The sequence below is a fragment of the Candidatus Peribacteria bacterium genome (genome assembly GCA_023038255.1).
In the GTDB taxonomy this organism is placed as follows: Bacteria; Patescibacteriota; Gracilibacteria; order Peribacterales; family Peribacteraceae; genus CALREJ01.
In genome coordinates this window covers 62,851-87,097 of the sequence record CP082927.1, presented here as the reverse complement: position 1 = coordinate 87,097, position 24,247 = coordinate 62,851, and the positions used below count along the sequence as shown (strand labels likewise).

The following is a 24,247-nucleotide window of genomic DNA, read 5'->3' as shown; positions in this document are numbered from 1 at the left end:
GGTTATGCGTGCAGAGAGCGAATAGCTGCATCCAGTGCTGTGCACACTGTAGCGACGTCCTCCTTTGAAAGACCAGGAAAAAACGGCAGTGCCAGCGTCCGGGCAGAGGCCGCTTCGGCCACCGGGAACATGCCCTCGCTATACCCAAAACGTTCGCGGTAGAGCGGCTGAAGATGAATACACGGGAAGTAATTGCTGCACCCGATGTGCTGCTCCCGCAGAAGACTGAGGAGTCTGTCGCGATCCGCAGAGGAGTACGTATCTGCCAGTCGCACGACATACACAAAGCGACTGATGTCTACCCCCTCCTGCACAGGCGGCACATGCAGATGGTGCCGGAGCGGCGACAGGCATTCTTCATACCATGCGGCCACCTCTGCACGGCGATGCATAAATTCCGGCAGGCGCGCAAGCTGGCTGATGCCGAGTGCGCACTGAATATCGCTGAGGCGGTAATTGTACCCGAGGGTTTCGTGGAGGAGAGCTGTATCGCCCGGCGCCCTGCCCTGGTTTGCGAGCGAACGGGCGACGTGTGCAATACGTTCGTTATTGGTCACGAGCATCCCGCCCTCTCCTGTGGTGATCTGCTTGTTTGGGTAAAAACCAAAGACGGCGCAGTCGGCAAACGATCCTGCCTGCCTGCCTTCTTTGGATGACCCGATGGCTTCGCAGCTGTCTTCAATGAGTGCGAGTCCGTGACGGTCGGCAATAGCGCGCAGCGCACTCCAGTCACACAGATACCCGAAAATATCGACGGCAAGAATGGCTTTTGTGCGGGGAGTGATGGCCGCTTCGACCAGTGTGGGATTGATGCAGAGAGTATCCGGGAGTACATCTACAAACCGCGGCACCGCCCGCTCAAACAACATGCAGTTTGCAGATGCAACAAAACTGAAAGGCGTGGTGATCACTTCATCTCCATCCTGAATATCGAGCGCGCGCATACACAAGTGCAACGCCGATGTACCGCTATTCACCCCGACCGCATGCGCCACCCCCACCTGTGCTGCCACACTCTGTTCAAAGGCAGGCAGGCGTGGCCCCAGTGACAGCTGCGGCCCGCGTAACACCTCCACGACTGCGGCAATATCTTCTTCAGAAATATCCGGGCGGGACAGGGGAATGCCCTCCGGCACAGGCTTTTCCAGTCGTGGTTTTGCAGGAACACCATACGCAGTGCACCCGTCCGGGAGCGATGCAAGCACGACAGATCCCGCACCGACCATTACATTACGACCGATGTGCACTCCTTCTTTCACAACACTCCCGATTCCAATATGCGCTGCCCGATCGATCGTGACTCCTCCGGCAAGATGCACACCCGGTGAAAGATGCATACCATCTTCCAGGACACAGTCATGATCTGCTGATGCACTGGTATTGATGATGCATGCACTGCCGATCCGGACATCCGGCCCGATCACTGCGCCAGGCATAATAACGGTTCCCGCACCGATCTCCGCCCCTCTGGCTATCTGCGCCGACGGATGCACAATGGTCATCGGCTGCATCCCTGCGGCAATCAACCGGTCCTGGAGATGTACGCGCGCCGCATTCTTCCCGATACTCACCACCACAGCATGAATGCCCTGTGCCATCAGTCCGGACACAACATCAAATCCTCCCAGAATCGGGTACCCGGCTACGCTTCCTGTCTGTGTGTCATCCAGAAATCCCGCGATGGCATACTGCCCGCTTTTTTCGATCATATCCGCAATAACTTTGCCGTGACCGCCTGCGCCGTAGAGAACAATGGATTGCATGGAAGAGCAAGAATACCCGCTCTACGCACCAAGAGGAAACTCCGAAAGAATCCGGACAATCCGAAGCGCACTCTGACCGTCACCATAGACATTCTGAGTCGTCCGCACACGCGCACGGAATGCGTCGTCGTACAAAGCGGTGTTTATAGCTGATACAATGGATGAGGCATTGTAAGGAACATCGAGCACATTGCCGGATCGTGTACGCCCCTGTTGCCGGCTGCCGATATTCACAACCGACACATGGAACGACGCGGCTTCAATAATCCCGCTACTACTATTCCCCACCAGCACGTCCGTATACCGCAACCACTGCAGGTAGGTTTCGTGCGGAAGATTCATCCGGAACTGACGGTAAGGCGCCTGTGTTGCAAACAAGCGGAGCATGTCATTGAAAACACTGCCTCCCGTATCTGCATTGGCACCAAGCACCAGACTATTTCCCGGAAACAGTGCGAGCGCCTCCAGACCGGGCTCCAGTTGTTCCTGCGGAGAAAGCGGACTCAGCGTATCGGGATGCTGCACAAAGAGAGCAAGCGGACGCGCAGGATCGAAACCCATCTGCGTAAAAAGCGCTTCTTTAGAGACGGGCTCCAGTGCAGCAATAACATCCAGCGCCGGAGCGCCGACCACATGCACATGCCGGTCACTCCCGATCATGCGCCGGATATGCGCGGCATGCTCTTCTGTAGACGCAAGATGCAACGATGCAAGCTGCGTGATGGCATGCCGCACCGCATTATCGATCCCTCCGCTCTGCTCGCCTCCGTGCAAATGGGCTACGGGAATACCCGCTTCCACTGCCGCAATAGCAGCCGCCAGTTGCTCTCCGCGATCGCCAAGCACCAGCAGCATATCCGGACGATCTTTCTGAAAGAGTGCGGCACACTCGGAGAGCGTCCGGCTGATGAATGCAGATTGTCCAACAGGTGAGTCGTCGTCTGTGAGGGAGTTGATGTCGGCGATGACAGGAAAGTGATCCTCATGAATACGATCCACCGTGTGTCCAAACGCCGGATGCAGATGCATGCCTGTCACGATGAGCGCAGGGGAGCAGGTGTCTGACGCCAGAAGCCGGCGGAGAACCGGACGATAGATACCGTAGTCCGCACGGGTGCCGGTCAGAACAAAAAGACGGCGCATGGTCAGAGCAGCATATCGGGAGTCAGAAGCGTGCCCGCGGACACAGGGCGTACGAGACGGGCTCCCACAATCTGCGACATCATCTGTGGTGCCATGCCGGTGCCCGGACGTTTGAGCGTGAGCATGTCTTCTGTGAGCTTCACTCCCGCAGACACATCGACGGCAAGTACAATACTGCGACGCACGACTGCGCGCGTCGGCTCTTCGCAGGGCTGACAGATTTTTTCTGTGGAGCCTTCTGCCGCTTCAATCATCCGGATGCCACGGACCATGGAGGCAAATGCGGAGGGCTCCAGAGAGGCAGCATGGTCCGGACCCGGAAGAGTTGCATCCAGTGTCAGATGTTTTTCCAGAATCTCCGCGCCATGTGCCACTGCGGCCAGCGCCACTTCCGTGCCCAGTGTGTGATCCGAGTATCCCACGGGAACAGAAAATTGCTGACGGATAGACTGCATCGCGCGCAAGTGAATCTGCTCTACAGGTGCAGGATACGCGCTCACACAATGCAGGAGCGCATACGGTGTTTTCGTCTGCAGGAAGGGCTCCACTGCTGCCGCGATCTCCTCCATGGAGGACATACCGGTCGAAAGAATGGTGGGAATGTGCAGAGCGGCAACCGCGCGCAGAAACGGAAGATTCGTGATTTCTCCGGAGCCGATTTTCAGCATTTCCACACCGATGCCTGCTAGAAATTGTGCAGAGTCCGCATCGAACGGTGTGACAATAAAAGCGATCTTTTTCTGCGCTGCATGTGTCTGCAGCATTCGATACTCCTCACGCGGGAGCGCCAGACGCTCAAGCATGTCGCGCTGATTTTTTTCTCCGCTCCGCTCCTGATACGCAGCAAGCGGTGCACCGGCCGCTACCAATTCGTCCGCATCAAACATCTGAAATTTGACCGCGTCTGCTCCGGCTTCTGCCGCAGCATCAATCAATGCGAGCGCCTGCTCCGTGTTTCCATCATGGTTCACTCCCGCTTCCGCAATGATAAACGCACGATGTGGATGCAGAGGGAACACCATAAGAAGAAGTGTAGCGTGTCATGGTATCATAGGAATTCCCATCTATGCAGAAAACCCGCCTCATCGCCCGGCTGGATATCAAAAGCCCGCACACGGTGAAAGGCATCCGCATGGAAGGATTCAGAATACAAGGAGACCCCTCCGTGCTTGCACAGACATACGACAAACAAGGAGCGGACGAAATTCTGATGGTCGATATGGTGGCGAGTCTGTACCAGCGCGATCCGGACTATGCATTGGTACGGGCGATTGCAAAAGATATAACAATTCCTCTGACTGTTGCAGGTGGTATTGCGTCTTTGGCGCATATTGAAACATTGCTCCACGCGGGTGCGGACAAAGTGGCGATCAATACCTACGCAATCCGCCATCCTTCTTTCCTGCGCGAGGCATCGGACCAATTCGGGAGCCAGTGCATCGTCCTCTCAGTGGAAGCGAAGAGGCGATCTGCAGGATCGTACGACGCCTATACCGATGCCGGCCGCGAACAGTCGGGCCGCAACGTACTCGACTGGATCCGCGAAGCGCAGACGCTGGGAATCGGGGAAATCCTGCTGACTGCCATCGACCGCGATGGAACGCGTACCGGATGCGATGTGGATCTTCTGCAGCAAGTGCAGGAAATTGCGACTGTTCCGGTTATTCTTTCCGGTGGCATTGCAGATGCACACTCTCTCCAGAATGCCGTACACGGCGGAGCGGATGCGGTGGCGATTGCCTCTGTCCTGCATGACGGAACATGGACGATCGGTTCGCTCAGAGATGCGCTAAATGGCGCTGCGTTTGCTGGCGCAGGGCACGCATGAATGGCACACTCCTTTCCCAATGACTGACACCCTTCCACTGTATGGCATGCCGCAGGACGTCGTCTTCTGCAAAAAGTGCGTCATGCCCAACACCCGTCCGTCTTCCACCAACGAATACAAACACCACACCCGCCATAGACATACCTATATTGATTTTGATGCAGACGGCGTCTGCGCTGCCTGTCGTTTTTGCGAGGCAAAATTTGACGGACGCATTGACTGGAAGGAACGCGAGCGCGAGCTCCGTGAACTTCTCGACCGGCACCGCAGAACAGATGGCCGATACGATGTTCTTGTTCCGGGAAGCGGCGGCAAAGACAGCTGCTATGCGGCACATGTCCTCAAATACAAATACGGCATGCACCCGCTGACCGTCACCTGGGCACCGCATATCTATACCGACATCGGCTGGAAAAATTTTCAGAGCTGGAACCGCACCTGTGGCGCAGACAACAGTCTCTTCACACCCAATCCCACTCTGCACAGGCTCCTCACCCGGAACGCATTTCTCCATCTGCTGCACCCGTTTCAACCCTTCATCATCGGACAGAAAATCCATGCCGTAAAAACAGCGCTGCAGTACGACATCCCCCTTATTTTCATGGGAGAAAATCCCGGAGAATACGGCGCCAATATTTCTATCGATCAGAAAACATTCACAGAAGACCCCCGCCAGAATGAAGGCTACCGCCTGCAGTATCTGCATGGGGAAAATCTGGATGAACTGTATCTGGGTGGCGTGCCAGTCGCTGCGTACGTCGAGCAGGGCATTCCGCTCGGACAGCTGGAACCATACTTTCCGGCAGACCCGGAAGCGATCCAAAAAACCGGTGTCGCGTTTCATTATCTGGGTGCCTATCTGCAATGGCATCCGCAGGGCGCATACTACTACGCTTCCGAACACTGCGGATTTGAAGCCGCACCCGAACGGACGCCGGGCACCTACAGCAAATACAACAGTCTGGACGACAAGACGGATGATTTTTTCTACTACACCTCGTACATCAAATTCGGATACGGACGCGCAACGCACGATGCATCGCAGGAAATCCGGCACCATGACATTACACGCGCAGAAGGCGTCTCACTGGTACAGCGTTTTGACGGCGAATTTCCGAATCGATACTTCAAAGATTTTCTGGAATACATTTCCATCTCCGAAGAGGAATTCCATGCGACAGTCGACTCCTTCCGCGACCCGCATCTCTGGACGCGTGAAAGCGGGAAGTGGACACTGCGCTATCACGTCTCCTGACGCGGCATATTACACAGAGACCGGCACGCGCTGCGTGTTCATCATCCACAACGGAAAATCCAGACGGTCTTCCTGCAGAAGGAATTCCATGAACGCAAAATCCTGCGGCGTATCGATATCGAAACAGATGTGCGGCGTTTCTAGCATCAGAGATTTATCGGACACAGAACTCCTGCATCCCTCTTCAAAAAACGCACGCCGGAACAGATAGCACGCGGCATTCATCTCAAAAGCAGGGGGCGCATCCTGGCGGGCGTACACTGTGTTATCCGGTTGTTTACAGACAGCAGCATAGCCAGACGGCAGGCGCTCCAGCATGTTGAAGTACGGATTTCTGCGGGACACACTCACAGAAAAAATATTGAGCGCCTCCGGCGCTGCCTCCAGTGCCGCAAACGCAGATTCAATATCCTGCTTTGTCCGCAGCGGAGAGGTGACATCCAGATCCAGCAAAAAATCATACATGCACCCGCGGCGTCCTTCTTCGTAGGCAAGCACATGCCGCATGGTATCAATTTTTCCTGCGCTATCGGTTGCCAGTTCTGCAGGACGTTTGTAGTCCGTCCGCAGACCGGCCTCTGCCGCAATACCCAAGATAAGGGGACTGTCTGTCGAGAGGGCAATGTCGGCATCAATCAACCGCGCATAATCCTGTGCCTGCCGGATGGAATGCACAAGCAGTGGCACACCCAGAAGCGGGTGAATATTTTTCCCTGTCATGCCTGTAGAGCCCCCACGGGCGCAAATGGTAATAAGTGTCTGCATGCACTGGAAGAAAAGTGAACAAACGCATCGTTCCATAGTCCAAGGTCCCGTACAATAGAGATGTAGAAGGCACTACACTTCTGACTCCGTCCGTCTCATGCATACCTCCTACGTCTTCGGCAATTCCCCGCATCTGCTGCAGCTGACTGCGCGCGAACGCACCCGTCTGGACCAGAGTCCGTCCGTTGCAGTGCTGAACGGCTTTCCGCCTCACTGGAGACTGGCCGGATTTCGTCCGACTGTCTGGATTGTCGGTGATTGTTATGATGCATTCTGCCGGGATCTTCTACAGGAAAGAATGACGGCTGCAGCAAAAGACCCTGCACTATTTGAGCGCCTGCACACACTCTTTCTTTGCCCCGAAACACTGGACGGAGGAGAGGATGATATGAAAGCACTGATCCACTCCATCCGGAGTGTAATGCCAACAGTAACCGTACGCCTCTACAATCGTGGGCACTGGGAAAATACGCACCAGACCATTGCGACCACCTTCGACGAGGCGATGGTCCACAGAGGTTCGTCACTCACAGATGCCATCAACATCATGGCCCTCCTCAATCCGGATCAGCCTGTACGCATTGCGGGGTGTCCGTACAAAGGTCCACAGGGATATTTTTACGAAACACCGGCATTCGAAACAACCGAAGACGCCCTCGCCCTCTCCGCCAAAAGCAGACTTCTGATGTGGGACGCATTTGTTGACATGCGGAGGCAGGGCATTGATATTCTCGACTGCAACATGCACCACGGTCAGCGCATTCCCCGTGCACTACGCCTGCCGCGCGCGCCGCTTGTTCCTCACGATTCATTCCTTGCCCGCTTCCTCAGACGTTCATGAAAATTGTATCGCTCACCATGGTCTACAACGAGGCAGACATTCTGGAACTGTTTGTGCGGCATCATGTGCGGTTTATTGATGAAATGATTCTCATTCTGCACGGCAAAAGTATCGACCAAACAGAACAGATCGCCCTGCAGCTCAGAGCGGAAGGGCTACCGGTTACTCTTGAGTATTCAGATGTGGCAGCCTACGAGCAATCATCCATTCTGACGGAAGCGGCACACCGTGCAATAGAGCTGCATCAACCAGATCTGCTGGTGCCGCTGGACTGTGATGAATTTCTTTGTGCAAGAGAGGGGGTTTCTTTGCGCACGGCCCTGGAATCCCTGCCCGCAGACCGCATTACCGCTCTTCCGTGGCGGACGTACATTCCAAAAACACCCACTGACTCCCTTGTGGAACGCATGTCCCACCGTCGCAGTAAGGAGATGCCGCAGTATTCCAAAGTACTCATTCCGCGCACTTTCCACAGATCCTCTCTCGTCATTCGTCAGGGGTCGCACAGTGTTGCGCTGCACGGACACGATATCCCATCCGACCCCTCGGATACGCTCTGGCTTGCACACCTCCCCATCCGTTCTGCCGAACAGGCACGGCAAAAAGCCATTCACGCCTGGCCACGGCAACGGGACAATCCGCACGGAAAAGCAGGAGACTGTTTCCAATGGCGCATTCTGTACGAAGCTGCCGGCAGGCAGGCCACATTCACACACAATGACGCTGTGACACTCGCGGAGCAATATGCCGCCGATGCCGCAGCAAGGACCCCAGACCTCATACACGACCCCCTCGGTTCGTATGTCGCAGTAAAGACACTGGCAGACCGCGCGGAGAGTGGTCTACAATAAAACTTCACATGACCCTCTCCGCCCCCCATCCTTTCAGCTTCATTCTCTTCGGTGCCTCCGGCAACCTCGCAAAGCTGAAGATTTATCCTGCCCTCTACGTGCTCGCACTCAAGAAGCGCCTGCCGGATAATTTTGCCATTGTGGGGTATGCGCGCAGTGAAATGACAGAGGAGGGCTTCCGCGCCCTGGTCAATGAATCCATCCGCACGGATATGATTGAGGTAAACGAGGACATTCTGCAAAACTTCCTCTCTCACGTGCATTATCAGCGCGGCAGTTACGACTCTCCTGATGATTTCAAAGCTTTGGGCGCGCGTCTGAATACCCTCGAAGCCAGTTGGGGCGAACATTCGCGCATCGCCTACCTCTCCGTGCCGCCGACCGCTTTCAGCAGCATTGTGGAGCAGCTCAATATCAGTGGCATGACCAAGCACCCGCAGACCGCCTTCCGCTGCATTGTCGAAAAGCCGATCGGGCATGACTTAAAAACCTTTGAGGACATCCGGAGCGCGCTCACAAAGAACATGACCGAGGAACAGATTTTCCTACTCGACCATTACCTCGGAAAAGACGCCTTCCGGAACATCTACTATCTTCGCTTTGCCAACCCTGTTCTCGAACGCCTCCTCAAAAATTCCATCATCCACCATGTCGAAATTTCCGCATCTGAAAGCCTCGGGCTGGAAGGGCGCGCCGGCTACTTCGAGCACACAGGCACGCTCCGCGACATGTTCCAGAGCCACTTGGTTCTGATGATGGGCCTCCTGACCATGCGCCTGCGGGAAGACGAAACACACTTCCGCGACAGCCGCCTGAACGCCGTCGAACAACTCTACCTTCCTCCTGCATCTGACCTGAACGACGTGATTTTGGCCGGCCAATACAAAGCAGGAAAAATCGGACGGGAACACGTTGTGGGGTACACCGAGGAAGACGAGATTGATCCGTCATCGCGCACAAATACGTTTATCGCGCTCAAACTCCTCACGCGCATGTCCCGTTGGGAAGGGGTGCCGTTCTACCTGAAATCCGGCAAGCGTCTCGACAAAAAAGAAACGCGCATCTCTATTCAGTTCCAGGAACCGCATGCCGTCGGAAAGGGAAGTGGCCCAAACCGCATCGATATTATTGTGCAGGGAGAAGCGGGCATGAAACTCTATCTCCAGACAAAAGTCGGAGGACCGGAACCCGAATTCCGCCCGCTGATTATGGAAGATCCGCTCGTCTGCTTTGGCGACTGTCTTCCCGAACACGCGCTGCTGCTTCTCGAAACCATCCACGGCCGCCAGCAGTGGTTCCTCACGTTTGACGAAGTGCGCGCAGCCTGGAGACTGATTGATCCACTGCAGACACACGTCGCAAAATCAGAGACGCCTTTGGTGCAGTATGCGGCAGGGTCGAAGGGTCCGAAGGAGGCAGAGGAGTGGATTGAGCGGGAGGGGGTTTCGTGGTTTTAAGAGGGTGACAAAAATACATAAAAGTATACAATATCAGTATGACCGATCACTGGAGGTTTACCGATGCGCAGGAAGACATGCTCTGGACACTGAAAGAAGGCCAGACCATTCATAAAACACAGAACATCCGTTTGGCACTCCTCACCAGAGAGGAAGTACAGGAAATGCAGACAGCGGGCGGGCACCCCATTGAAAATCAGGACCATTTTTTCCATGCAGTTGTGCATGCATTACGCAATACATCACGACGCAAACTTATGGCACTCGACCGGCAGCAGCATATGATTGTTGGTTCCGTGACACTGGCAGACAGATACGGAGACGGAAAAATCTATTACGGTCTGGATGTTCTTCCCGAGCACCGGAATAAGAAGTACGGGCAGGAAATAACGAAGGCAACTATTGAGTATGTGAGCAAAGACTATAGAGACCTGATTGACCGGTTGCATCTGGTGGTTGCGGTCAGCAATGCTCCGGCTATTCATATTTATGAAAAAGCGGGGTTTGCAGTCATACAGACCGGCACGGACACATCGCCTGACGGCATATCGCACGAGGTACATGTCATGGAGCGTTTGCTCCCTTGATGAAAAGCGGCGTCCAGGCACTTCTGTCGGGATCGAAGGGTGCGAAGGAGGCAGAGGAGTCGATCAAGCGGGAGGGGGTGGGGTGGTTTGCATAAAAATGGATGCTATTATTAACATATGTCTATACTGTCAATCAGCTGGGTCCGGAATGAAGCTGATATTATCGAGGACTTTGTGCGACACCATGCAGACATCATTGATCGAATGGTGATTATTGATAATGCCAGTACGGATGAAACCCCCCTTATTCTGCAACGCCTTGCCGAAGAAGGACTGCCTATCGACCTTCGGTATGATGAAAGCCCTGTCCACAGACAAGGAAAAGCCCTGACGGATGTCATGCACAATCTGCCTCATTCTGCACTTCCTGACTGGATTCTCCCGCTGGATGCTGATGAATTTCTCCTCAGTGATCTTGGATCCATTCAGGAAAGCATTGCGACACTCTCTCCAGACCATGTCGCCCTTCTGCCCTGGCGCACCTATGTTCCGACCCCCCATGACAATGCCGGAGAATTGTGCACTACTGCACGCATCCAAAACCGCCGGGAGCGGGAATCTCCACAATTCCATAAAATTCTCATTCCACGACGCTACCAGAATACTGCCTATCATATTCCTACAGGGAGTCATCAGTTAAAGGGCGACGATCCCATTCTCATGTACCCGTCTCCGCATCTTGCACTCGCACATTTTCCTGTACGCCACCCGGCACAAATTGTCCGGAAAATTGTAGAAAGCTGGGAACGCTACCAGGCAGATGAAACGCGACTGTGTTGCGATGGATTTCATTGGGAACAGCTGTACGCCGAACTAAAAAATGGCCCCCTCCCCACACGGGAGCGCCTGAAAGATATTGCCCTGTTCTATGCTGCAAACCCGAAAGAAGATAACAGCATCGTTCATGACCCTATCTGAAACAAATGACAGGGCTTATAGCCCTTGAAGCTACCAAAAAATATTTTCCCATAAAAAAATAATCCTCATTCCCCGGTATGCGCATACGTCGATTTTTCCACTCTTTTGCGGTATCATCCCTGTTATGCATTACGCCCACCTCCCCGCCACCTCCGATTCCGACTTCACACAGAAAGCTGTGGAGTGGATTAGCCACCGCATGAAGCGCGCAATTGCTGACCGCGGTCAGTGCATTATTGGACTGAGTGGAGGATCAACACCACGCCCCGTCTACTCGGCACTTGGTCGGGAAGATATTGATTGGTCAAAAGTCTTTGTTCATCTGGTGGATGAGCGGTATGTGCCCGCTACGCATCAGGACAGTAATCAAAGACTCGTTCGCGATACATTGTTGATGCATGCGCAGATTCCGGATGCCCAGCTGATCTTTCCGGATACCTCTTTGCCTATTGAAGAATGTGTACAGGATTACGAGGGACAGGTGCACGCTCTGTGGGCGGAAAACCTTACGGATGTCATGGTTCTCGGTATGGGAGACGACGGGCACATTGCCTCACTCTTCCCGCCGCTTCTGCCGCACATGATGGACGAGACACGTATCGTCATTCACACAACCACTGACAGATTCGTCATCCACGATCGCATTACCCTCACACTGAATCCCATTGCATCTGCACACTCTACCGTCTTCCTTCTGACGGGTGCCGACAAAAAGCGCACATGGACTGAGATGCTTGCAAGCACAGAAGACGAGACGCGCTGGCCGGTGAAAGAGTTATTCCAGGAAGACGAGGCGGATGTGGCGGCTATTACTTTGTGGTGACATCGATGAAGTGATCCACCACTTTGCCGTTCATCACACAGACAACGTCGAGTCTCCAGCCTATTTCTTCTTCAAACTGCGTCATAAATCGTCGTGCTGCACGCCGCATGCAACCCCGTTTGCGCCATGTAATGTTGATGTTTGGATGAAAGTCATCACTGATTGCCGTCCGTGTTTTTACTTCTGCAAAGACATAGACATGGTCAATGGGATCGAAGGCGACAATATCGATTTCATCTTTCCCAATGCGGATATTTCTGCCAGTAATGCGTAAGCCGAGGGAGCGAAGATGATGAGTTGCCGTCTCTTCACCGGACTGACCGACTTCCATATGAGGTGCTTTTGGAGATGGGTTTTGCATGTTGAAATTCTGTGATGTCTCAGGGCTCCACGCAACCTATTAGTGTACTTTCGTACACCTTTTACTCGCACTCTTTTTTGAAATGGATATGGTGTGAGAATGCTTACCAATCTCACATCATTTGCAAACATCGGACTCCATAGTGAACGCATCACCGTGGAGATCGGCGCGACGCCCGGCGAAGGCATGATCACGATTGTCGGGCTGGGGGATACGGCGGTGCAGGAAAGTAAATCGCGCGTGCGACTGGCGCTGCGCGCGAGCGGCTACAGACTCCCGACCGGCAAGAGTATCGTCATCAATCTGGCCCCCGCTGATGTCCGCAAAGTCGGCCCACGCTACGACCTGGCCGTTGCACTCGGGTTGCTGATGGTGAACGAACTTGTGACACTTCCTGATGATGTGACGAACAATACCGCGTTCCTGGGCGAGCTCGCACTGGATGGAACACTGCGACATGTGTCCGGCGTTTTGCCTGCCGCTCTTGCATGCAGAGAGAAGGGGATCAAAACGCTGGTTGTTCCTTTTATGAACGGCCCTGAAGCGGCGCTTGTGCCGGGTATAGACGTCATTGCACCCAAGACGTTACCTGAGCTGATTGCGGTGCTCAGCGGCACGAAAAAGCCGACTCCTATTGAAGCACCTGAGTTAAAGAATGCCCCTTCTATTCTCGTGGATTTTGCTGATATCCGCGGACAGGACCTCGCAAAGCGCGCGCTGGAGATTGCAGCGGCAGGCGGCCACAATGTTCTTCTGAGCGGCGCACCGGGTTCCGGGAAAACACTTCTGGCACAGGCCCTGCGCGGCATTCTCCCGCCGCTCTCGCGTGAGGAATCGCTGGAAGTGACACGCATTTATTCTGTCGCCAATCTCCTGCCTGCAGACCAGCCGCTTATCATGCATCGGCCCTTCCGTCTCATTCACCACACCGCGAGCGGCATTTCCATTGTGGGTGGTGGGCAGATTCCCGGGCCCGGAGAAATCAGCCTGGCACACAAGGGCGTCCTCTTTCTGGACGAACTCGCGGAGTTTCCGATGCAGGTTCTGGAAGTGCTCCGTCAGCCCCTGGAGGACCGCAAAATTACGATCACCCGTGCACAGGGATCTGTGACATTCCCCGCCGATGTTCTCCTGATTGGCGCTATGAACCCGCCACAGTACGCAACCGGCGGCAAAAGCCGCATGCAACGACGTATCAGTGCACCGTTTCTGGATCGCATGGATCTCACGATTGATGTGCAGCCTGTGCCGATTGAAGACCTCGGACAAAAGCCCCGCACAACCGGGGAGACGTCCCGCATGATTCTTGATCGTGTGGTCCGGGCGCGAGAGAGGCAGATAGTCCGCTTCAAACATCTTCCCATTTCCACCAACAAAGAAATGGGTGTCCGGGAGATCCGTGATTTCTGCGCAATGGATAGTGCATCGGAAACCCTGCTGAAACAGGCCGCCGAACGCCTGAATCTCTCCGCGCGCACGTATCACCGGACCATCAAGGTTGCCCGAACCATCGCGGATTTGGCGGGATGCCATGCAATTGAAGCTGCTCATATTGCCGAAGCTCTTCAGTATCGACAAAACCTGGGATTTGAATAGAATGCAGAGCAATGCATTTCACTGATCTCCTCACCGCCTCTGCCAAAGCCAAATCCCCGGTCTGTGTCGGACTGGACCCGTCGCTTGGAAAACTTCCCGACGGTATCAGCCGCGACGCTGCGGGCGTGCTGGCATTTAACAAAGGGATCATTGATGCGACGTTCGATATTGCCGCATGCGTGAAGCCACAGCTTGCGTATTACGAGCTGCTCGGCTGGGAGGGGATCAAGGTTTTCTGGGAGACATGCGAATATGCAAAATCAAAGAACCTGCTCGTGATTGCCGACGGAAAGCGCAATGATATCGGGTCCACCTGCGAAGCGTATGCCGATGCGTACCTTTTTAACGGGAGCCCTGTCGATGCACTGACCGTCACACCATACCTGGGTTCTGACGGCATTCTGCCGTTTATTGAACGCTGCGTGCAGAATGAGAAGGGAATCTTCGTGCTGGTAAAGACCAGCAATGAAAGCTCCGGAGATCTGCAGGATCTGCCGATTGGCGATGAAGTGGTGCACGAACACGTCGCACAGCTCACAGAAGGATGGGGAATGCACCACATCGGCCCGGAAACAAACTTGAGTTTTGTCGGTGCGGTTGTCGGCGCCACGTATCCGGAAGAGATGAAATATCTGCGCACAATCATGCCACACATCCCATTCCTCATTCCCGGTTACGGCGCACAGGGCGGCACAGCTGCCGACGTGAAGCACGGATTCCTCCCAGATGGCACAGGAGCCGTGGTGAATGCAGGTCGTAGCATTATCTATGCCTCAGACAAATCAGACTGGCAGGAAGCTGCGAGAAAGGCTGCTGTGGCCATGGCTGCAGAGCTTAAGTGACGCATGAAAGCTACCTGTTATCGGGGGTGGCATTCTCTTTAAGAAAAACTCATTTATAGTACCCCATTACCCATAACCAATAACCCGTCACGGCTTCACCGTCCACAGCGTCCCGCTTTCAAACGGCACGTCAGCTTCAATCCAGTTGTAACGACCGGAGCTGTCTTCCCATTTGAGTGCACCAACCTGTCCAATCTGTCCGCGACCGGGGAGCGTGATCCGGAGCGTGCCTTCCTGGAACCCTTCGTCGATGGTGACATCTGCAAACACAGAGAGAATCAGTGCACTGGCACCGACGGAGCGATACCCTTCAGGAATCACGCCACAGGTCACGCGATTACTTTGCGCATCAATCCCGCAATCTGCCTGTTCCACTTCTGCCGGACCGCCGATGCGGATGTTTGAGAGGGAAATGTGATTGGACTCTCTGACAAACGACAGTCCTGTCACGCGCAGTACGCCGCCTGTTGCCGTCTGGCCACTGATCGCAAACTTACCGATCAGGCGCTTTGTGCCAGGCGTCATCACATCAGTGGGTGATCCTGCATTGGAGAGACCTGTTATGCGTGCATCGCTTGTCTGGTGCTGAGGATAATGTGTATTTGCCGGCACAACCTGAATGGATGCATTGGTTGCCACCCCACTGAGGGTGATGGAGAACTTCTCCACGCCATCCACAAACTCATTCGGCACACCGCCGCTCGTGCGGTCGTAGAGCGTGTATTTCACACCAAGGAGCGTAGGCACACCACGCAGCAGTTTGTAGGTGCTGCTCTCCGGAAGAGATGCGCGCCACTTGCGACGATCTGCATTGTTATCTGTTCCGAGTGTGAGCGTTGCGATGTCTTTTCCCTGTTCATCCACGAGCGTCATGCTGGCAATGGATTTCACTTCCTGTCGCAGAGTGATATCGACAATACGCAGCAACCCGTCTTCGGACTGACTCGTGAAGATACCATCCATCACCACGGGCGTGCGCTTGCCTGTCAGCAGGAAATGGCTGGCTGCAGGGAATTCTTTGATGGCAGCACTGCTCGAGGAAGAGGAGGAAACGCTGACGGATGATGCAGATGAAGAGGAGGAGACCGATGACGAGGAACTTGATGATTGAGACGATACAGAGCTGCTGGATGAAGCCGGTGTCTTGCCGCGTTCAAAGTCGCGGTACTGAGCCAATTCACCATCGAACCATGCGCGGTATGATGCAGCGAGGCGCGCCACCTGTCCGCGTGTCAGAGGTGCAGCAATTGCCGGTCCACCAGGAATCATGAGACCTTCGGACACAGCCCAATCAGTGTATTGCTCATACCATGGGGCTCCGTCTTCGTATGTTTTGTATTGTGAACATTCGCCGCGTGCGCCTTCATCCAGACACACAACCGGGTACGGACTGTAGAGCTCGGACAGCATTTTCAGTGCTTCGGCATAGTTCACGGGGTTGGCTGGACGGAAGAATCCATCCGGATATCCGCCCACTACTTTCCTGGTTTTTGCGAGACATACGTAGCTGCTGAACCAGTCATTTTTGCGGACATCGGGAAAACAGGCGGAGGCGTCATTGTCCGTGACAAGAATATCGGGGTGGCTCTTGAAGAGGATCTTCAAAAACTCCGCACGGTTCACGATGCGGTTTGGCGCAAAGGTCCCATCCGGGTTACCAGTCACAGCCGTCAGATTGGTCAACACGCTGATGCCTGCAGTCTCCGCAGTGGAGAACGGTGCATCTTTGTACTGACTCGTTGCATTGGAAAAATCCAGTGCGAACGTCGTGACAGGAAGGGCGAGTAAACCAAGAAAGAGGGCGGTGCGTTTCATAGTGCTACACTCTACCAGAAACGGAAAGTCGGGGCGAAAAAATGCTTGAAGTTTTTACGGAAGACAGCTGTGGTATGCGAAGGATGCTGAACACAAAGAATCCATTTCGCGACGCATATTCCTGGAGTAGCGTTTCCTGTTGATGTCACCTGATACACAGTTACGGCTTCCGATGGCAGAAATGCTGGGAAGTGAAGCACATGAATTGGGCTCCGAGGTGATAGCTGCAAATATCCGCAGACGGGACGAGGAGATTTTTAACATGTGGACCAGGATTCATGATCAGGTGATTGCCGTTTCTGGCGTCAGTGGCTGCTCTTTCCCGACCCCCTGGGGACCATCCGGCAAAATCATTATTCAGATTGATTCCACTACACAACCAAATGCGCTTTCAGAAATACAGCAGGAGATTGATGCTATCTGTGGCACATTAATGAGCTACATGACATTTGAATACAACAGCCTGGGCCGTGCAGATGCAGACGATCCAGAGACTGCGATTTTGCCGATGAAAGCAGCGTAAAAAAGAGTTCCTGTCCGGGGGAGACTCTTTAATGTTAGTGCCAGGATCCTGGCATAGAGATCGGTCACGAGAGGTGTTCGAGATGCAATTCTATGACTAGTCATAGTTTTACTCTTGTAGCCCAAGGAACGATCCGAAACATTGTGGAATTCACGGCTCCCCGCATTGAAGGACAGGAACTCGTTAGCATGTTTATACCCCCTTCAAATAAGGCTGTCACTATCTCCTGTGCCGTTAGATCAGCATTTTCTCCACCGTATTCCAATTCCGCGTCGTCACGTTTTTCCCGTATTCCTTCTCCAGAATCCCCATCGCATCGGTCGTATTCTTTGTGTCGGTCACCGTTAGTACGCTGCAAATATGTGAATCGGTGACGGCAAGGATTTTGAAGAGCTTGTCCGGCGACTCGTACGGAATCTTCAGCTTGCCCGTCGGCTTATCGGTGAGAAAAGTGATGTAGAGACGCATTGCAGGTGTAACCCTGATACCCTTAAACGGATTCGACTGCACGAGTGCCTGCATCTCATCAAGCGTGCGGATGATGGTATGCGCACCAAAGCCGAATGTCTGTTCCATCTGTGCTTCAATCGCTTCTGCAAGAAGAGAGGCGGATGTTTCATCTGCATCGAAGAGGACATTGCCGCTATTGAGGAGTGTCCGGATATTCGTATATCCCATTGTCTCAAACATTATTTTTAGATCCGCCATCGGCACTTTCTTGTTGCCACCCACATTGATGCCGCGTAAGAATGCAATGAAGTGATTCACCACAGAAGTGTATCAGAGGAAATAACAACGTGCGGAGAGCGTCTTTTTCATTGAAATAAAGCCACATTCTATGGTTAAATCCCGATGATGTTTTCACGCGCACATTTTCAAAAAATTCTGTACGTATCCGGCGCGCTGTCTTTTGCCATTCCTTTCCTGTCCATTGCAGGAAATGCATCGGAGCTGTCCCCAACCTATCCGTCCGCATCAGTACTGAACCCCGCCGATTTCCATATGCCGGAGACCGCGCGGGAGGTGATCACCAAAAGAACGGAACGGTCGGCAACCTTCGAGGTATCGCCGGGAAAATATGCGAGTGTATCCGCCAGTGATGGCATTTTCACACGCGATATCTACGGACAACTCATTCCCACAGAACAGACCGGACGAAAAGAGGGTGACACCTTTGTCTTTGACCGACTGAGCAACAATGTGCGCATCCGTTTCGATCTCCTCCGTCCGCGCTACACCGTGTGGCAGGACGGCTACAGCTTTACCGTCTCCTTTGCGGGGAATGCAAAAGGAGTGATTGAAAATGACACCACCATTGCGTATCAATTGGGCGAAGGAACCATCCTCCGCTGGAATGTAACCGGGAACAGTGTGCAAAAAAATATCCATGTTTCCACCGCCCATCCCGCCGATCTCTCGTTCCGCATCGTTCCATCGAACGGGCTGACTGCATCGCTCGCTGATGATGTGTTTACCTTTGTGGACCCCAATGGGGAACAGGTCTTTTCCACGGAGAAACCGTTTCTGACTGATACAGAAAAAACACTGCTACCCACGCCTGTACACATCGTTCAGCAGGTAAACGGGTCTTACACGTATGTCTATAACGCAGCAGAACTGTCTCTTCCTTACATCATCGATCCCACAAGCGGCCCTCTGAGCGGCGGCACCTTTAGCAGCGGTGGAGGCGGCACTATTGCATGGTCCAACCCGAGCAACGCCGCATCGCAAAACGGTACATACGCTTCGGCAGCTGTCACAGGAGCAGACCGCCTGAGCCAGCTTCTGAATGCCACGAACTTTAGCTTTCCCATTGCAAGCAATGACACGATCGACGGTGTGATGGCCGAAATTTACTGGTCGGACAATAACGGAGGAGCTTGGAGCGAAGACACGATTATGCTGATTAAAAACGGATCTACAACAGGGACAGATAAGGGTATTGGTGCCACGCCAAGCATCAACACCTACACGACGTATGGTGGCGCCGCGGATCTGTGGGGGGCAACACTGGGAGGGGGCGATGTGAACGCATCGAACTTTGGGTTTGCAGCGGGCGTCTCGCAGGAATTCGGCACTCCCATTGTGCGCATCGACCACATGCGCATGACGGTGTATTACACTCTCTTCGTCGATGCTGACGCAAACGTCTCCGGCCCCACTGCGGTTCCGTTCTTCTCGTGGTGGTCTTTAAGCCTGCTCTTCATTGGCGGAGCCTTCATTCTCTCACGATACGATCTCGAGCGACTGTTCTGATTTTCTCCATGCCACGCCCTCTTCTGCAGCGGCTTACTCCTTCCGGCAGATCGCTTTTCTTTCGGTTGTGCGTGCTCTACGTCTGTATTCTGGGCTTCTTCTTTCTGTTTAACTCCACTCTCCTTGATCCTTTTTCTACCAATGGCTCCATTGGTCCGAGTGGCATCTCCTCGTTCCCGCTCGTTCTTCTAGCCTGTCTGCTTGGGATGTTCGGGGTTCTGAGCTATGACCACATCCGCGCTCTCAAAACACTTGCCCGACCGAGTGCACTAGAAGTAACCGGGGCGCTGGCAGGGCTGTGTGTGGCACTCATTATCGTCTGGGTCTGCACGCACCCATCCGATGACTCACTCAACCTCCTCGCGCAATTCATTGATCGCGACCCACTGGTCAATACAGCGATTGTGGTCACCAGCCTGTATGCCATTCTCCTGCTTCCGCTGGTTCCGCTTTTGTTTCTCTTTTTTCCATCTTCCTTCATCCGCAGACACGGGCTCACACTGGTGTTTTTGGCGGCAATCTTTCTTGCCTACCTCTTCGGTTCAGTGCCGGAAGCTGCGTACTATCATCACATCGGACCATGGACGGTCTCTGTCACGCAGTCGATTCTGAATATCCTTCCGGGCGGGGAATCTTTTATGAATCGATGGGCACTTTCGTACAATGGCTTCACTGCGGAGTTTGGCTACAGCTGTTCGGAATTTTCCGCGATTGTTCTGTTTCTCGGACTCTTCCTGTTTCTCTGCTGGAAGATCTCCAAAAAACGGACAATCTCTGTTCCGCATGCCGCTGCGGCAGCATTGCTCGGCTGTTTCCTGATCCTCCTTGTAAACATCCTGCGCATTGTCCTGATTATGATTGTCGGCTCTTTTGCTCCGGATATGGGACTCACCCTGTTCCACGGAGCTGCGGGTTCCCTGCTGCTCTTTGTGTTCTGCGTGCTCTATCTGCGCCTTATCCTGCCGCACGTCACCCTCCCAGCCCCTGCCCCAAAAAAGGCCCCATTGCGCAAACCACATATTAAAAAAGCCCCTGTACCACGCAAAAAGAAGGGGTAGGTCACGCGGGATTGCTGACAAGTAAAGAGCACGTCATACTTGCTTTACGTCAGGCAGTTGTCTGACGTATGCGTTTTTTTACACCCCCCGGCTAGGAGTACAAGATGTTTCAGAAGATCGCCATTGCGTCGTTCCTGCTAGTCATCAGCGTAGGATTTCCCATCCTCATCCTGTGTCGTCCGGCTCCTCCTCGCGAGCCTCTCACTGTCCATAACATCCAACGCGTAGGAGATCTGCGCTGGGAGGCCCACTTCAAAGCAAAACCCATTCGAAGTGAAATTGAGCCGTGGGCTGAGCTCATCAAAGAACAGCTAGGAACAACCGAGGAACCGACCATTCGCATCGAAGGGCCTGATGCAACGATTGAATTCAAAACGGCCATGAAAGGCACTCTCCTGATCGATTCCATCCTCCGAATTCGATCCGATGAGGAACAATCTGCATTTGGCGTAGTCACCACACCCTGGCGTGAATCTCCCGACGAACTTGCGTCGGTCGCAAGTAGCATTCGCGATATTGACCATATCCCCACTTTCAAAAAAGAAGGGATATCTGTTGTGGAGCATCCTCACAACCCAAAGGCACGATACGTACTGGTGTCATTTATCGCTCCTGCCGAGACGTACTAAACGCCCCCCCCTCTGTCATGGATGACAGGGGGTGTTTTATTGTATGCGATTCTCCGCGTGGCACGCAGCATTCTCAGCGCATACCATCCGGAAAACAGCGCAAAGAAGAGATTGAGCCAGAAGAAAATCAGGTCACCCTGGGCAAAGCTAAACAGGGAAATAAGGGCACTGCCGGTTGTCAGTGCTATTTCCCGTTTCAGAGTACCCATATCAAGTGCATACCCCAGTCCGATACCGGACAGTCCGATCACAAAAAACACCGTGTTGATGCCTTCAAACAACGCCAGAGACCAGAGGACCATGATAATGCCGATCCCCATAATAAGCGGCGTGTCGAATCGATCATGAGTATTCAGCATCATTAATACCGTGGTCAGCGCAATGAAGATCTGGAGAATAAGAAAAAATATAGTGTCGCCCGCCAAATAATTCAGCAGGGAATAGGCAAGCATCAAAAAACCGCCAGCCGCAAAGAGCCAGTTTTTTACAGATCGCGCGGGATGTGTAACTTTTTCGGGCGGATAGGCCGCACCACAAACGAGAATGATTGCGCCAATAAGGCCTGTGAGAACAGTCAGGGTCACGGATGCAGTGTATGGATGTTGTTATGAATCTTAAAGATTTTTTACCAGAGGGCGACCTGCACCCTAAAAAGCCTCTGCAATACATGCAGAGGCTGGGCTCTTTTCACCTATGTGCCGTCTTGCCACAAGCTATTCAGTGGTTGCCATATACTTTTCGCCATTAAAATAAATATGTGTATTGCTCAACCAGTGGCGCTGCTTTCTCAGTTCGCGCTTAATGGCTTTTCGCACGCGATTCACCTCCCTCAGTTGCTCTGAGAAATCATTTTCAGGAAAGTCGCACTTGCCCGGCTTACTCAGAAGATATGCAGAGATGCATGCGTCATTTATATTGTCCTTGGATCGATCGATGAGTTCAATAAGATTGTCGATTGTCTCTCCATTGATCCATCTTCTGCAGTACTGCGCTTTACACGATCTGCACTCGAAGAAGTCGCACCTATTCACGCCCAATTTTCCAGTGAGACATTTCACACAACGTATATTCACTTGTTCGCGCAGTTTCCTGACGTGACGGAATAGACGAGCGGCAACCTTCTCGGGACAATCCCAGTGACAGTGATGCATGACCCCTTCATCTTCTAGCACCATAGCTGCACCGCAGATGTCACACCGCATTTCCATGGCTTGCTGCTGAACGAGTCCGACCTGAGGGGACAGTGAGAGTGCGAACATGATTCACTTACTTTCTGAGTTTGGCACCTTGGTAATGAAAAGAACAAGCTGCTGTAACAGCTGTACATAGTATGCAAAGTATTATATTTTAAGTAAAATATACATTTGTAAAGTATTGATAAACCTCTCTGATTTATCTATTTAAATATAAATTTACTATCGCTTTTTCCGATAAAATAATCTACAATGGAGGGATGATCGAAAACGTCCTCGCTAATAATGGATTAAATGATAAAGAATCCAAAATCTATTTGGCTGCCCTCGAAAAAGGAGAGGCCACTGTCACGCAACTGGCAACAAAGACGCATCTAAAGCGCTCAACTGTCTACGATATTACGGTACAGCTAGCAAGAAGAGGAGTACTGTCGATCACGAAACGACAAGGTGTTCATCACATTTCCGCAACGTCTCCGCGTAATTTAATTGAGCGTTTTAAGTCTGCAGCCCGTGATGCCGAAAGTATTTTACCGGAACTCATGGATATCGCATTTGCATCACCTCTAAAGCCCCGTGTGCGATTTTATGAAGGAATGGAGGGTTTAAAAGAGGTCCTTCGTGATATGTCGCAATCCAGTGGGCAAACCGTTGGTTTTTCGGATTACGCAAAAATGCCAAAAGAACTTTTCCATTTTATTCAAAAAGACATTGTTCCCGAACGCAAGGCACGTAAGAATTTTATTCGACTCATTTGCCCGCGAAATCCCACCAATGAACAAATTCATAAGGATGATGCTCTGCATTTTCGCGAACATTGCTTGTTGGAATTTCCCGATCCACTCGACAACGACTTGGAGATCCTGATGTTCGATAGAAGCAAAGTAGGATTTCTTTGTTATGAAGAAAGTGCCCAATTTGGACTCATTATCGATTCAGAATCCATCTTTAAAATGATGACAAACGCTTTCTGGTTACTGTGGACCACGGCGGAAAAAATGAAGAAAAATTAAGTGAGCATCCGCTGCGGAGGCCCCGCAAGGCCGAAGTCGAATGGTGCCCCCGACTGGAATTGAACCAATATCTATCCCTTAGGACGGGACTGTTCTATCCGTTGAACTACAGGGGCATGGCAAAAGGATAGGTAATTCCTCTGAATGCGTCGATGCTTAATTACTGAAGACCACAACCTCACGTCCTTCAGCGCCAAAGGCTCCCTTCAGCTTGAATTCCTTTACATGCTCTTTGTCCGCTGCGCCGCAGGACTTGAGCATATCCGGATTCAGACTGCCGTCGCTGCCGGGCACAATGAACAGAACGCGCGGGTCCACTTCATCCAGGAGCGCCTGGCATTTCTTGGGGTCTTCTGCAGGAAGAACAAGCACATGGACCTCGCCCATGCGTTCGATGTCTTCATCGCGCCAGTCTTCGAGCGGAGACGCAGGGAAGGCAAAGCGGATATCGTCGATGTCGAGTACATACGATACTTTCTGACCTTCGTTCTGGCCAATACCGCGCACGGTGATGCCGGCAATATCGTACTCACCCGGCCAGGAAATGATTTCGCGGCTGGGACTTTCCTGCGGAGACGGCAAAAGATTCAGGACGCCGCTCTGGACTTTGTCCGGAAAGACGGTGAAGGGCATAGGACCACCGGAACACTTCAGGGTGGAGCCGCCAACGAGAGAGAAAGTCAGTTGTGCCATATGTATAGATTGTAGGGTGAGGGTGAGGGTTTGGGCT

Annotated in this window: 25 protein-coding genes and 1 tRNA gene; 15 read left to right on the top strand and 11 right to left on the bottom strand. The window is 53.0% G+C overall.

Annotation, left to right across the window (positions count from 1 at the left end; genetic code table 11):
- Positions 1-2: 2 nt before the first annotated feature.
- The 3 genes from K8942_00415 to neuB form a co-directional block, all read right to left on the bottom strand.
- Entirely contained in the window at positions 3-1,226 is a 1,224-nt protein-coding gene (locus tag K8942_00415) for a DegT/DnrJ/EryC1/StrS family aminotransferase (protein ID UPA23133.1), read from the bottom strand.
- A 558-nt stretch (positions 1,227-1,784) separates the two neighbouring features.
- On the bottom strand, positions 1,785-2,906 hold the full coding sequence (gene neuC, locus K8942_00410; GenBank protein ID UPA22664.1) for a UDP-N-acetylglucosamine 2-epimerase: 1,122 nt from the start codon (positions 2,904-2,906) through the stop codon (positions 1,785-1,787).
- A gap of 2 nt (positions 2,907-2,908) precedes the next feature.
- A complete protein-coding gene (gene neuB / locus K8942_00405; protein UPA22663.1) occupies positions 2,909-3,928 on the bottom strand; it encodes an N-acetylneuraminate synthase in 1,020 nt (339 codons plus the stop codon).
- 44 nt (positions 3,929-3,972) lie between these two features.
- Between neuB and K8942_00400 the strand changes: the two genes are divergently transcribed.
- Together K8942_00400 and K8942_00395 are read left to right on the top strand one after the other, a co-directional pair.
- On the top strand, positions 3,973-4,734 hold the full coding sequence (locus K8942_00400) for an imidazole glycerol phosphate synthase cyclase subunit (GenBank protein ID UPA22662.1): 762 nt from the start codon (positions 3,973-3,975) through the stop codon (positions 4,732-4,734).
- A 19-nt stretch (positions 4,735-4,753) separates the two neighbouring features.
- Entirely contained in the window at positions 4,754-5,989 is a 1,236-nt protein-coding gene (locus tag K8942_00395; protein UPA22661.1) for an N-acetyl sugar amidotransferase, read from the top strand.
- A 9-nt stretch (positions 5,990-5,998) separates the two neighbouring features.
- Here K8942_00395 and K8942_00390 read toward each other — a convergent pair whose 3' ends face one another.
- The gene (locus K8942_00390; protein UPA22660.1) at positions 5,999-6,754 is read right to left on the bottom strand and encodes an acylneuraminate cytidylyltransferase family protein; all 756 of its coding nucleotides are present in this window, start codon (positions 6,752-6,754) and stop codon (positions 5,999-6,001) included.
- A 97-nt stretch (positions 6,755-6,851) separates the two neighbouring features.
- On the opposite strand from K8942_00390, the gene K8942_00385 reads away from it, so the two are divergent.
- From K8942_00385 to pgl, 6 genes are all read left to right on the top strand, one after another.
- Positions 6,852-7,595 carry a hypothetical protein gene (locus tag K8942_00385; protein UPA22659.1) on the top strand — a complete coding sequence of 248 codons (744 nt, stop codon included), beginning with the start codon at positions 6,852-6,854 and terminating at the stop codon, positions 7,593-7,595.
- Positions 7,592-8,446, top strand: a complete 855-nt coding sequence (locus K8942_00380) for a glycosyltransferase family 2 protein (protein UPA22658.1) — start codon at positions 7,592-7,594, stop codon at positions 8,444-8,446. The genes K8942_00385 and K8942_00380 overlap by 4 nt, the downstream gene beginning before the upstream one ends.
- An 8-nt stretch (positions 8,447-8,454) precedes the next feature.
- On the top strand, positions 8,455-9,903 hold the full coding sequence (gene zwf, locus K8942_00375; GenBank protein UPA22657.1) for a glucose-6-phosphate dehydrogenase: 1,449 nt from the start codon (positions 8,455-8,457) through the stop codon (positions 9,901-9,903).
- Positions 9,904-9,941: 38 nt separating this feature from the next.
- Entirely contained in the window at positions 9,942-10,490 is a 549-nt protein-coding gene (locus K8942_00370; GenBank protein ID UPA22656.1) for a GNAT family N-acetyltransferase, read from the top strand.
- Positions 10,491-10,607: 117 nt separating this feature from the next.
- Positions 10,608-11,408 carry a glycosyltransferase family 2 protein gene (locus K8942_00365; GenBank protein UPA22655.1) on the top strand — a complete coding sequence of 267 codons (801 nt, stop codon included), beginning with the start codon at positions 10,608-10,610 and terminating at the stop codon, positions 11,406-11,408.
- Between the two features lie 124 nt (positions 11,409-11,532).
- Positions 11,533-12,231: a 6-phosphogluconolactonase gene (pgl, locus tag K8942_00360; protein ID UPA22654.1), complete on the top strand. Its 699-nt coding sequence runs from the start codon at positions 11,533-11,535 to the stop codon at positions 12,229-12,231.
- On the opposite strand, the gene K8942_00355 is transcribed toward pgl, so the two are convergent.
- Positions 12,218-12,592, bottom strand: a complete 375-nt coding sequence (locus K8942_00355; GenBank protein ID UPA22653.1) for a YraN family protein — start codon at positions 12,590-12,592, stop codon at positions 12,218-12,220. The genes pgl and K8942_00355 overlap by 14 nt on opposite strands.
- A gap of 99 nt (positions 12,593-12,691) precedes the next feature.
- Here K8942_00355 and K8942_00350 point away from each other — a divergent pair, with 99 nt between their 5' ends.
- Together K8942_00350 and pyrF are read left to right on the top strand one after the other, a co-directional pair.
- Positions 12,692-14,188 carry a YifB family Mg chelatase-like AAA ATPase gene (locus tag K8942_00350; GenBank protein UPA22652.1) on the top strand — a complete coding sequence of 499 codons (1,497 nt, stop codon included), beginning with the start codon at positions 12,692-12,694 and terminating at the stop codon, positions 14,186-14,188.
- An 11-nt stretch (positions 14,189-14,199) separates the two neighbouring features.
- Positions 14,200-15,030: an orotidine-5'-phosphate decarboxylase gene (gene pyrF / locus K8942_00345; protein ID UPA22651.1), complete on the top strand. Its 831-nt coding sequence runs from the start codon at positions 14,200-14,202 to the stop codon at positions 15,028-15,030.
- A gap of 87 nt (positions 15,031-15,117) precedes the next feature.
- Here pyrF and K8942_00340 read toward each other — a convergent pair whose 3' ends face one another.
- Positions 15,118-16,845: an S-layer homology domain-containing protein gene (locus tag K8942_00340; protein UPA22650.1), complete on the bottom strand. Its 1,728-nt coding sequence runs from the start codon at positions 16,843-16,845 to the stop codon at positions 15,118-15,120.
- A 142-nt stretch (positions 16,846-16,987) separates the two neighbouring features.
- Here K8942_00340 and K8942_00335 point away from each other — a divergent pair, with 142 nt between their 5' ends.
- Complete coding sequence (locus K8942_00335; protein UPA22649.1) at positions 16,988-17,368, top strand: hypothetical protein; 381 nt, start codon at positions 16,988-16,990, stop codon at positions 17,366-17,368.
- 234 nt (positions 17,369-17,602) lie between these two features.
- Here the strand turns inward: K8942_00335 and K8942_00330 are convergent, their stop codons facing one another.
- Entirely contained in the window at positions 17,603-18,136 is a 534-nt protein-coding gene (locus K8942_00330) for a DUF1697 domain-containing protein (GenBank protein UPA22648.1), read from the bottom strand.
- 84 nt (positions 18,137-18,220) lie between these two features.
- Between K8942_00330 and K8942_00325 the strand changes: the two genes are divergently transcribed.
- The 3 genes from K8942_00325 to K8942_00315 all read left to right on the top strand — a co-directional run bounded on the left by K8942_00325 (position 18,221) and on the right by K8942_00315 (position 21,311).
- Positions 18,221-19,624, top strand: a complete 1,404-nt coding sequence (locus tag K8942_00325) for a hypothetical protein (protein ID UPA22647.1) — start codon at positions 18,221-18,223, stop codon at positions 19,622-19,624.
- Between the two features lie 8 nt (positions 19,625-19,632).
- Positions 19,633-20,682, top strand: a complete 1,050-nt coding sequence (locus K8942_00320; protein UPA22646.1) for an exosortase/archaeosortase family protein — start codon at positions 19,633-19,635, stop codon at positions 20,680-20,682.
- Positions 20,683-20,786: 104 nt separating this feature from the next.
- Positions 20,787-21,311, top strand: a complete 525-nt coding sequence (locus K8942_00315) for a hypothetical protein (protein UPA22645.1) — start codon at positions 20,787-20,789, stop codon at positions 21,309-21,311.
- Here the strand turns inward: K8942_00315 and K8942_00310 are convergent.
- Both K8942_00310 and K8942_00305 read right to left on the bottom strand, forming a co-directional pair.
- Complete coding sequence (locus K8942_00310) at positions 21,308-21,895, bottom strand: hypothetical protein (protein ID UPA22644.1); 588 nt, start codon at positions 21,893-21,895, stop codon at positions 21,308-21,310. The genes K8942_00315 and K8942_00310 overlap by 4 nt on opposite strands.
- 129 nt (positions 21,896-22,024) lie before the next feature.
- Positions 22,025-22,570 carry a hypothetical protein gene (locus tag K8942_00305; protein ID UPA22643.1) on the bottom strand — a complete coding sequence of 182 codons (546 nt, stop codon included), beginning with the start codon at positions 22,568-22,570 and terminating at the stop codon, positions 22,025-22,027.
- 194 nt (positions 22,571-22,764) lie between these two features.
- On the opposite strand from K8942_00305, the gene K8942_00300 reads away from it, so the two are divergent.
- Entirely contained in the window at positions 22,765-23,517 is a 753-nt protein-coding gene (locus tag K8942_00300; GenBank protein ID UPA22642.1) for a hypothetical protein, read from the top strand.
- 41 nt (positions 23,518-23,558) lie between these two features.
- Here K8942_00300 and K8942_00295 read toward each other — a convergent pair.
- Both K8942_00295 and K8942_00290 read right to left on the bottom strand, forming a co-directional pair.
- A tRNA-Arg gene (locus K8942_00295) sits at positions 23,559-23,633 on the bottom strand.
- Positions 23,634-23,673: 40 nt separating this feature from the next.
- Positions 23,674-24,210 carry a hypothetical protein gene (locus tag K8942_00290; GenBank protein UPA22641.1) on the bottom strand — a complete coding sequence of 179 codons (537 nt, stop codon included), beginning with the start codon at positions 24,208-24,210 and terminating at the stop codon, positions 23,674-23,676.
- Positions 24,211-24,247 lie beyond the last annotated feature (37 nt).

Excerpts from the sequence above, each read along its gene's own strand:
- K8942_00325 (UPA22647.1), top strand. The coding sequence starts at position 18,221 with ATGATGTTTTCACGCGCACATTTTCAAAAAATTCTGTACGTATCCGGC.
- pgl (UPA22654.1), top strand. The coding sequence starts at position 11,533 with ATGCATTACGCCCACCTCCCCGCCACCTCCGATTCCGACTTCACACAG.
- K8942_00380 (UPA22658.1), top strand. The coding sequence starts at position 7,592 with ATGAAAATTGTATCGCTCACCATGGTCTACAACGAGGCAGACATTCTG.
- K8942_00390 (UPA22660.1), bottom strand. The coding sequence starts at position 6,754 with ATGCAGACACTTATTACCATTTGCGCCCGTGGGGGCTCTACAGGCATG.
- K8942_00395 (UPA22661.1), top strand. The coding sequence starts at position 4,754 with ATGACTGACACCCTTCCACTGTATGGCATGCCGCAGGACGTCGTCTTC.
- K8942_00320 (UPA22646.1), top strand. The coding sequence starts at position 19,633 with ATGCCACGCCCTCTTCTGCAGCGGCTTACTCCTTCCGGCAGATCGCTT.
- K8942_00340 (UPA22650.1), bottom strand. The coding sequence starts at position 16,845 with ATGAAACGCACCGCCCTCTTTCTTGGTTTACTCGCCCTTCCTGTCACG.
- K8942_00355 (UPA22653.1), bottom strand. The coding sequence starts at position 12,592 with ATGCAAAACCCATCTCCAAAAGCACCTCATATGGAAGTCGGTCAGTCC.
- K8942_00415 (UPA23133.1), bottom strand. The coding sequence starts at position 1,226 with ATGGTCGGTGCGGGATCTGTCGTGCTTGCATCGCTCCCGGACGGGTGC.
- K8942_00400 (UPA22662.1), top strand. The coding sequence starts at position 3,973 with ATGCAGAAAACCCGCCTCATCGCCCGGCTGGATATCAAAAGCCCGCAC.
- K8942_00315 (UPA22645.1), top strand. The coding sequence starts at position 20,787 with ATGTTTCAGAAGATCGCCATTGCGTCGTTCCTGCTAGTCATCAGCGTA.
- K8942_00300 (UPA22642.1), top strand. The coding sequence starts at position 22,765 with ATGATCGAAAACGTCCTCGCTAATAATGGATTAAATGATAAAGAATCC.
- K8942_00350 (UPA22652.1), top strand. The coding sequence starts at position 12,692 with ATGCTTACCAATCTCACATCATTTGCAAACATCGGACTCCATAGTGAA.
- neuC (UPA22664.1), bottom strand. The coding sequence starts at position 2,906 with ATGCGCCGTCTTTTTGTTCTGACCGGCACCCGTGCGGACTACGGTATC.
- K8942_00385 (UPA22659.1), top strand. The coding sequence starts at position 6,852 with ATGCATACCTCCTACGTCTTCGGCAATTCCCCGCATCTGCTGCAGCTG.
- neuB (UPA22663.1), bottom strand. The coding sequence starts at position 3,928 with ATGGTGTTCCCTCTGCATCCACATCGTGCGTTTATCATTGCGGAAGCG.
- K8942_00370 (UPA22656.1), top strand. The coding sequence starts at position 9,942 with ATGACCGATCACTGGAGGTTTACCGATGCGCAGGAAGACATGCTCTGG.
- zwf (UPA22657.1), top strand. The coding sequence starts at position 8,455 with ATGACCCTCTCCGCCCCCCATCCTTTCAGCTTCATTCTCTTCGGTGCC.
- K8942_00290 (UPA22641.1), bottom strand. The coding sequence starts at position 24,210 with ATGGCACAACTGACTTTCTCTCTCGTTGGCGGCTCCACCCTGAAGTGT.
- K8942_00305 (UPA22643.1), bottom strand. The coding sequence starts at position 22,570 with ATGTTCGCACTCTCACTGTCCCCTCAGGTCGGACTCGTTCAGCAGCAA.
- K8942_00365 (UPA22655.1), top strand. The coding sequence starts at position 10,608 with ATGTCTATACTGTCAATCAGCTGGGTCCGGAATGAAGCTGATATTATC.
- K8942_00335 (UPA22649.1), top strand. The coding sequence starts at position 16,988 with ATGTCACCTGATACACAGTTACGGCTTCCGATGGCAGAAATGCTGGGA.
- pyrF (UPA22651.1), top strand. The coding sequence starts at position 14,200 with ATGCATTTCACTGATCTCCTCACCGCCTCTGCCAAAGCCAAATCCCCG.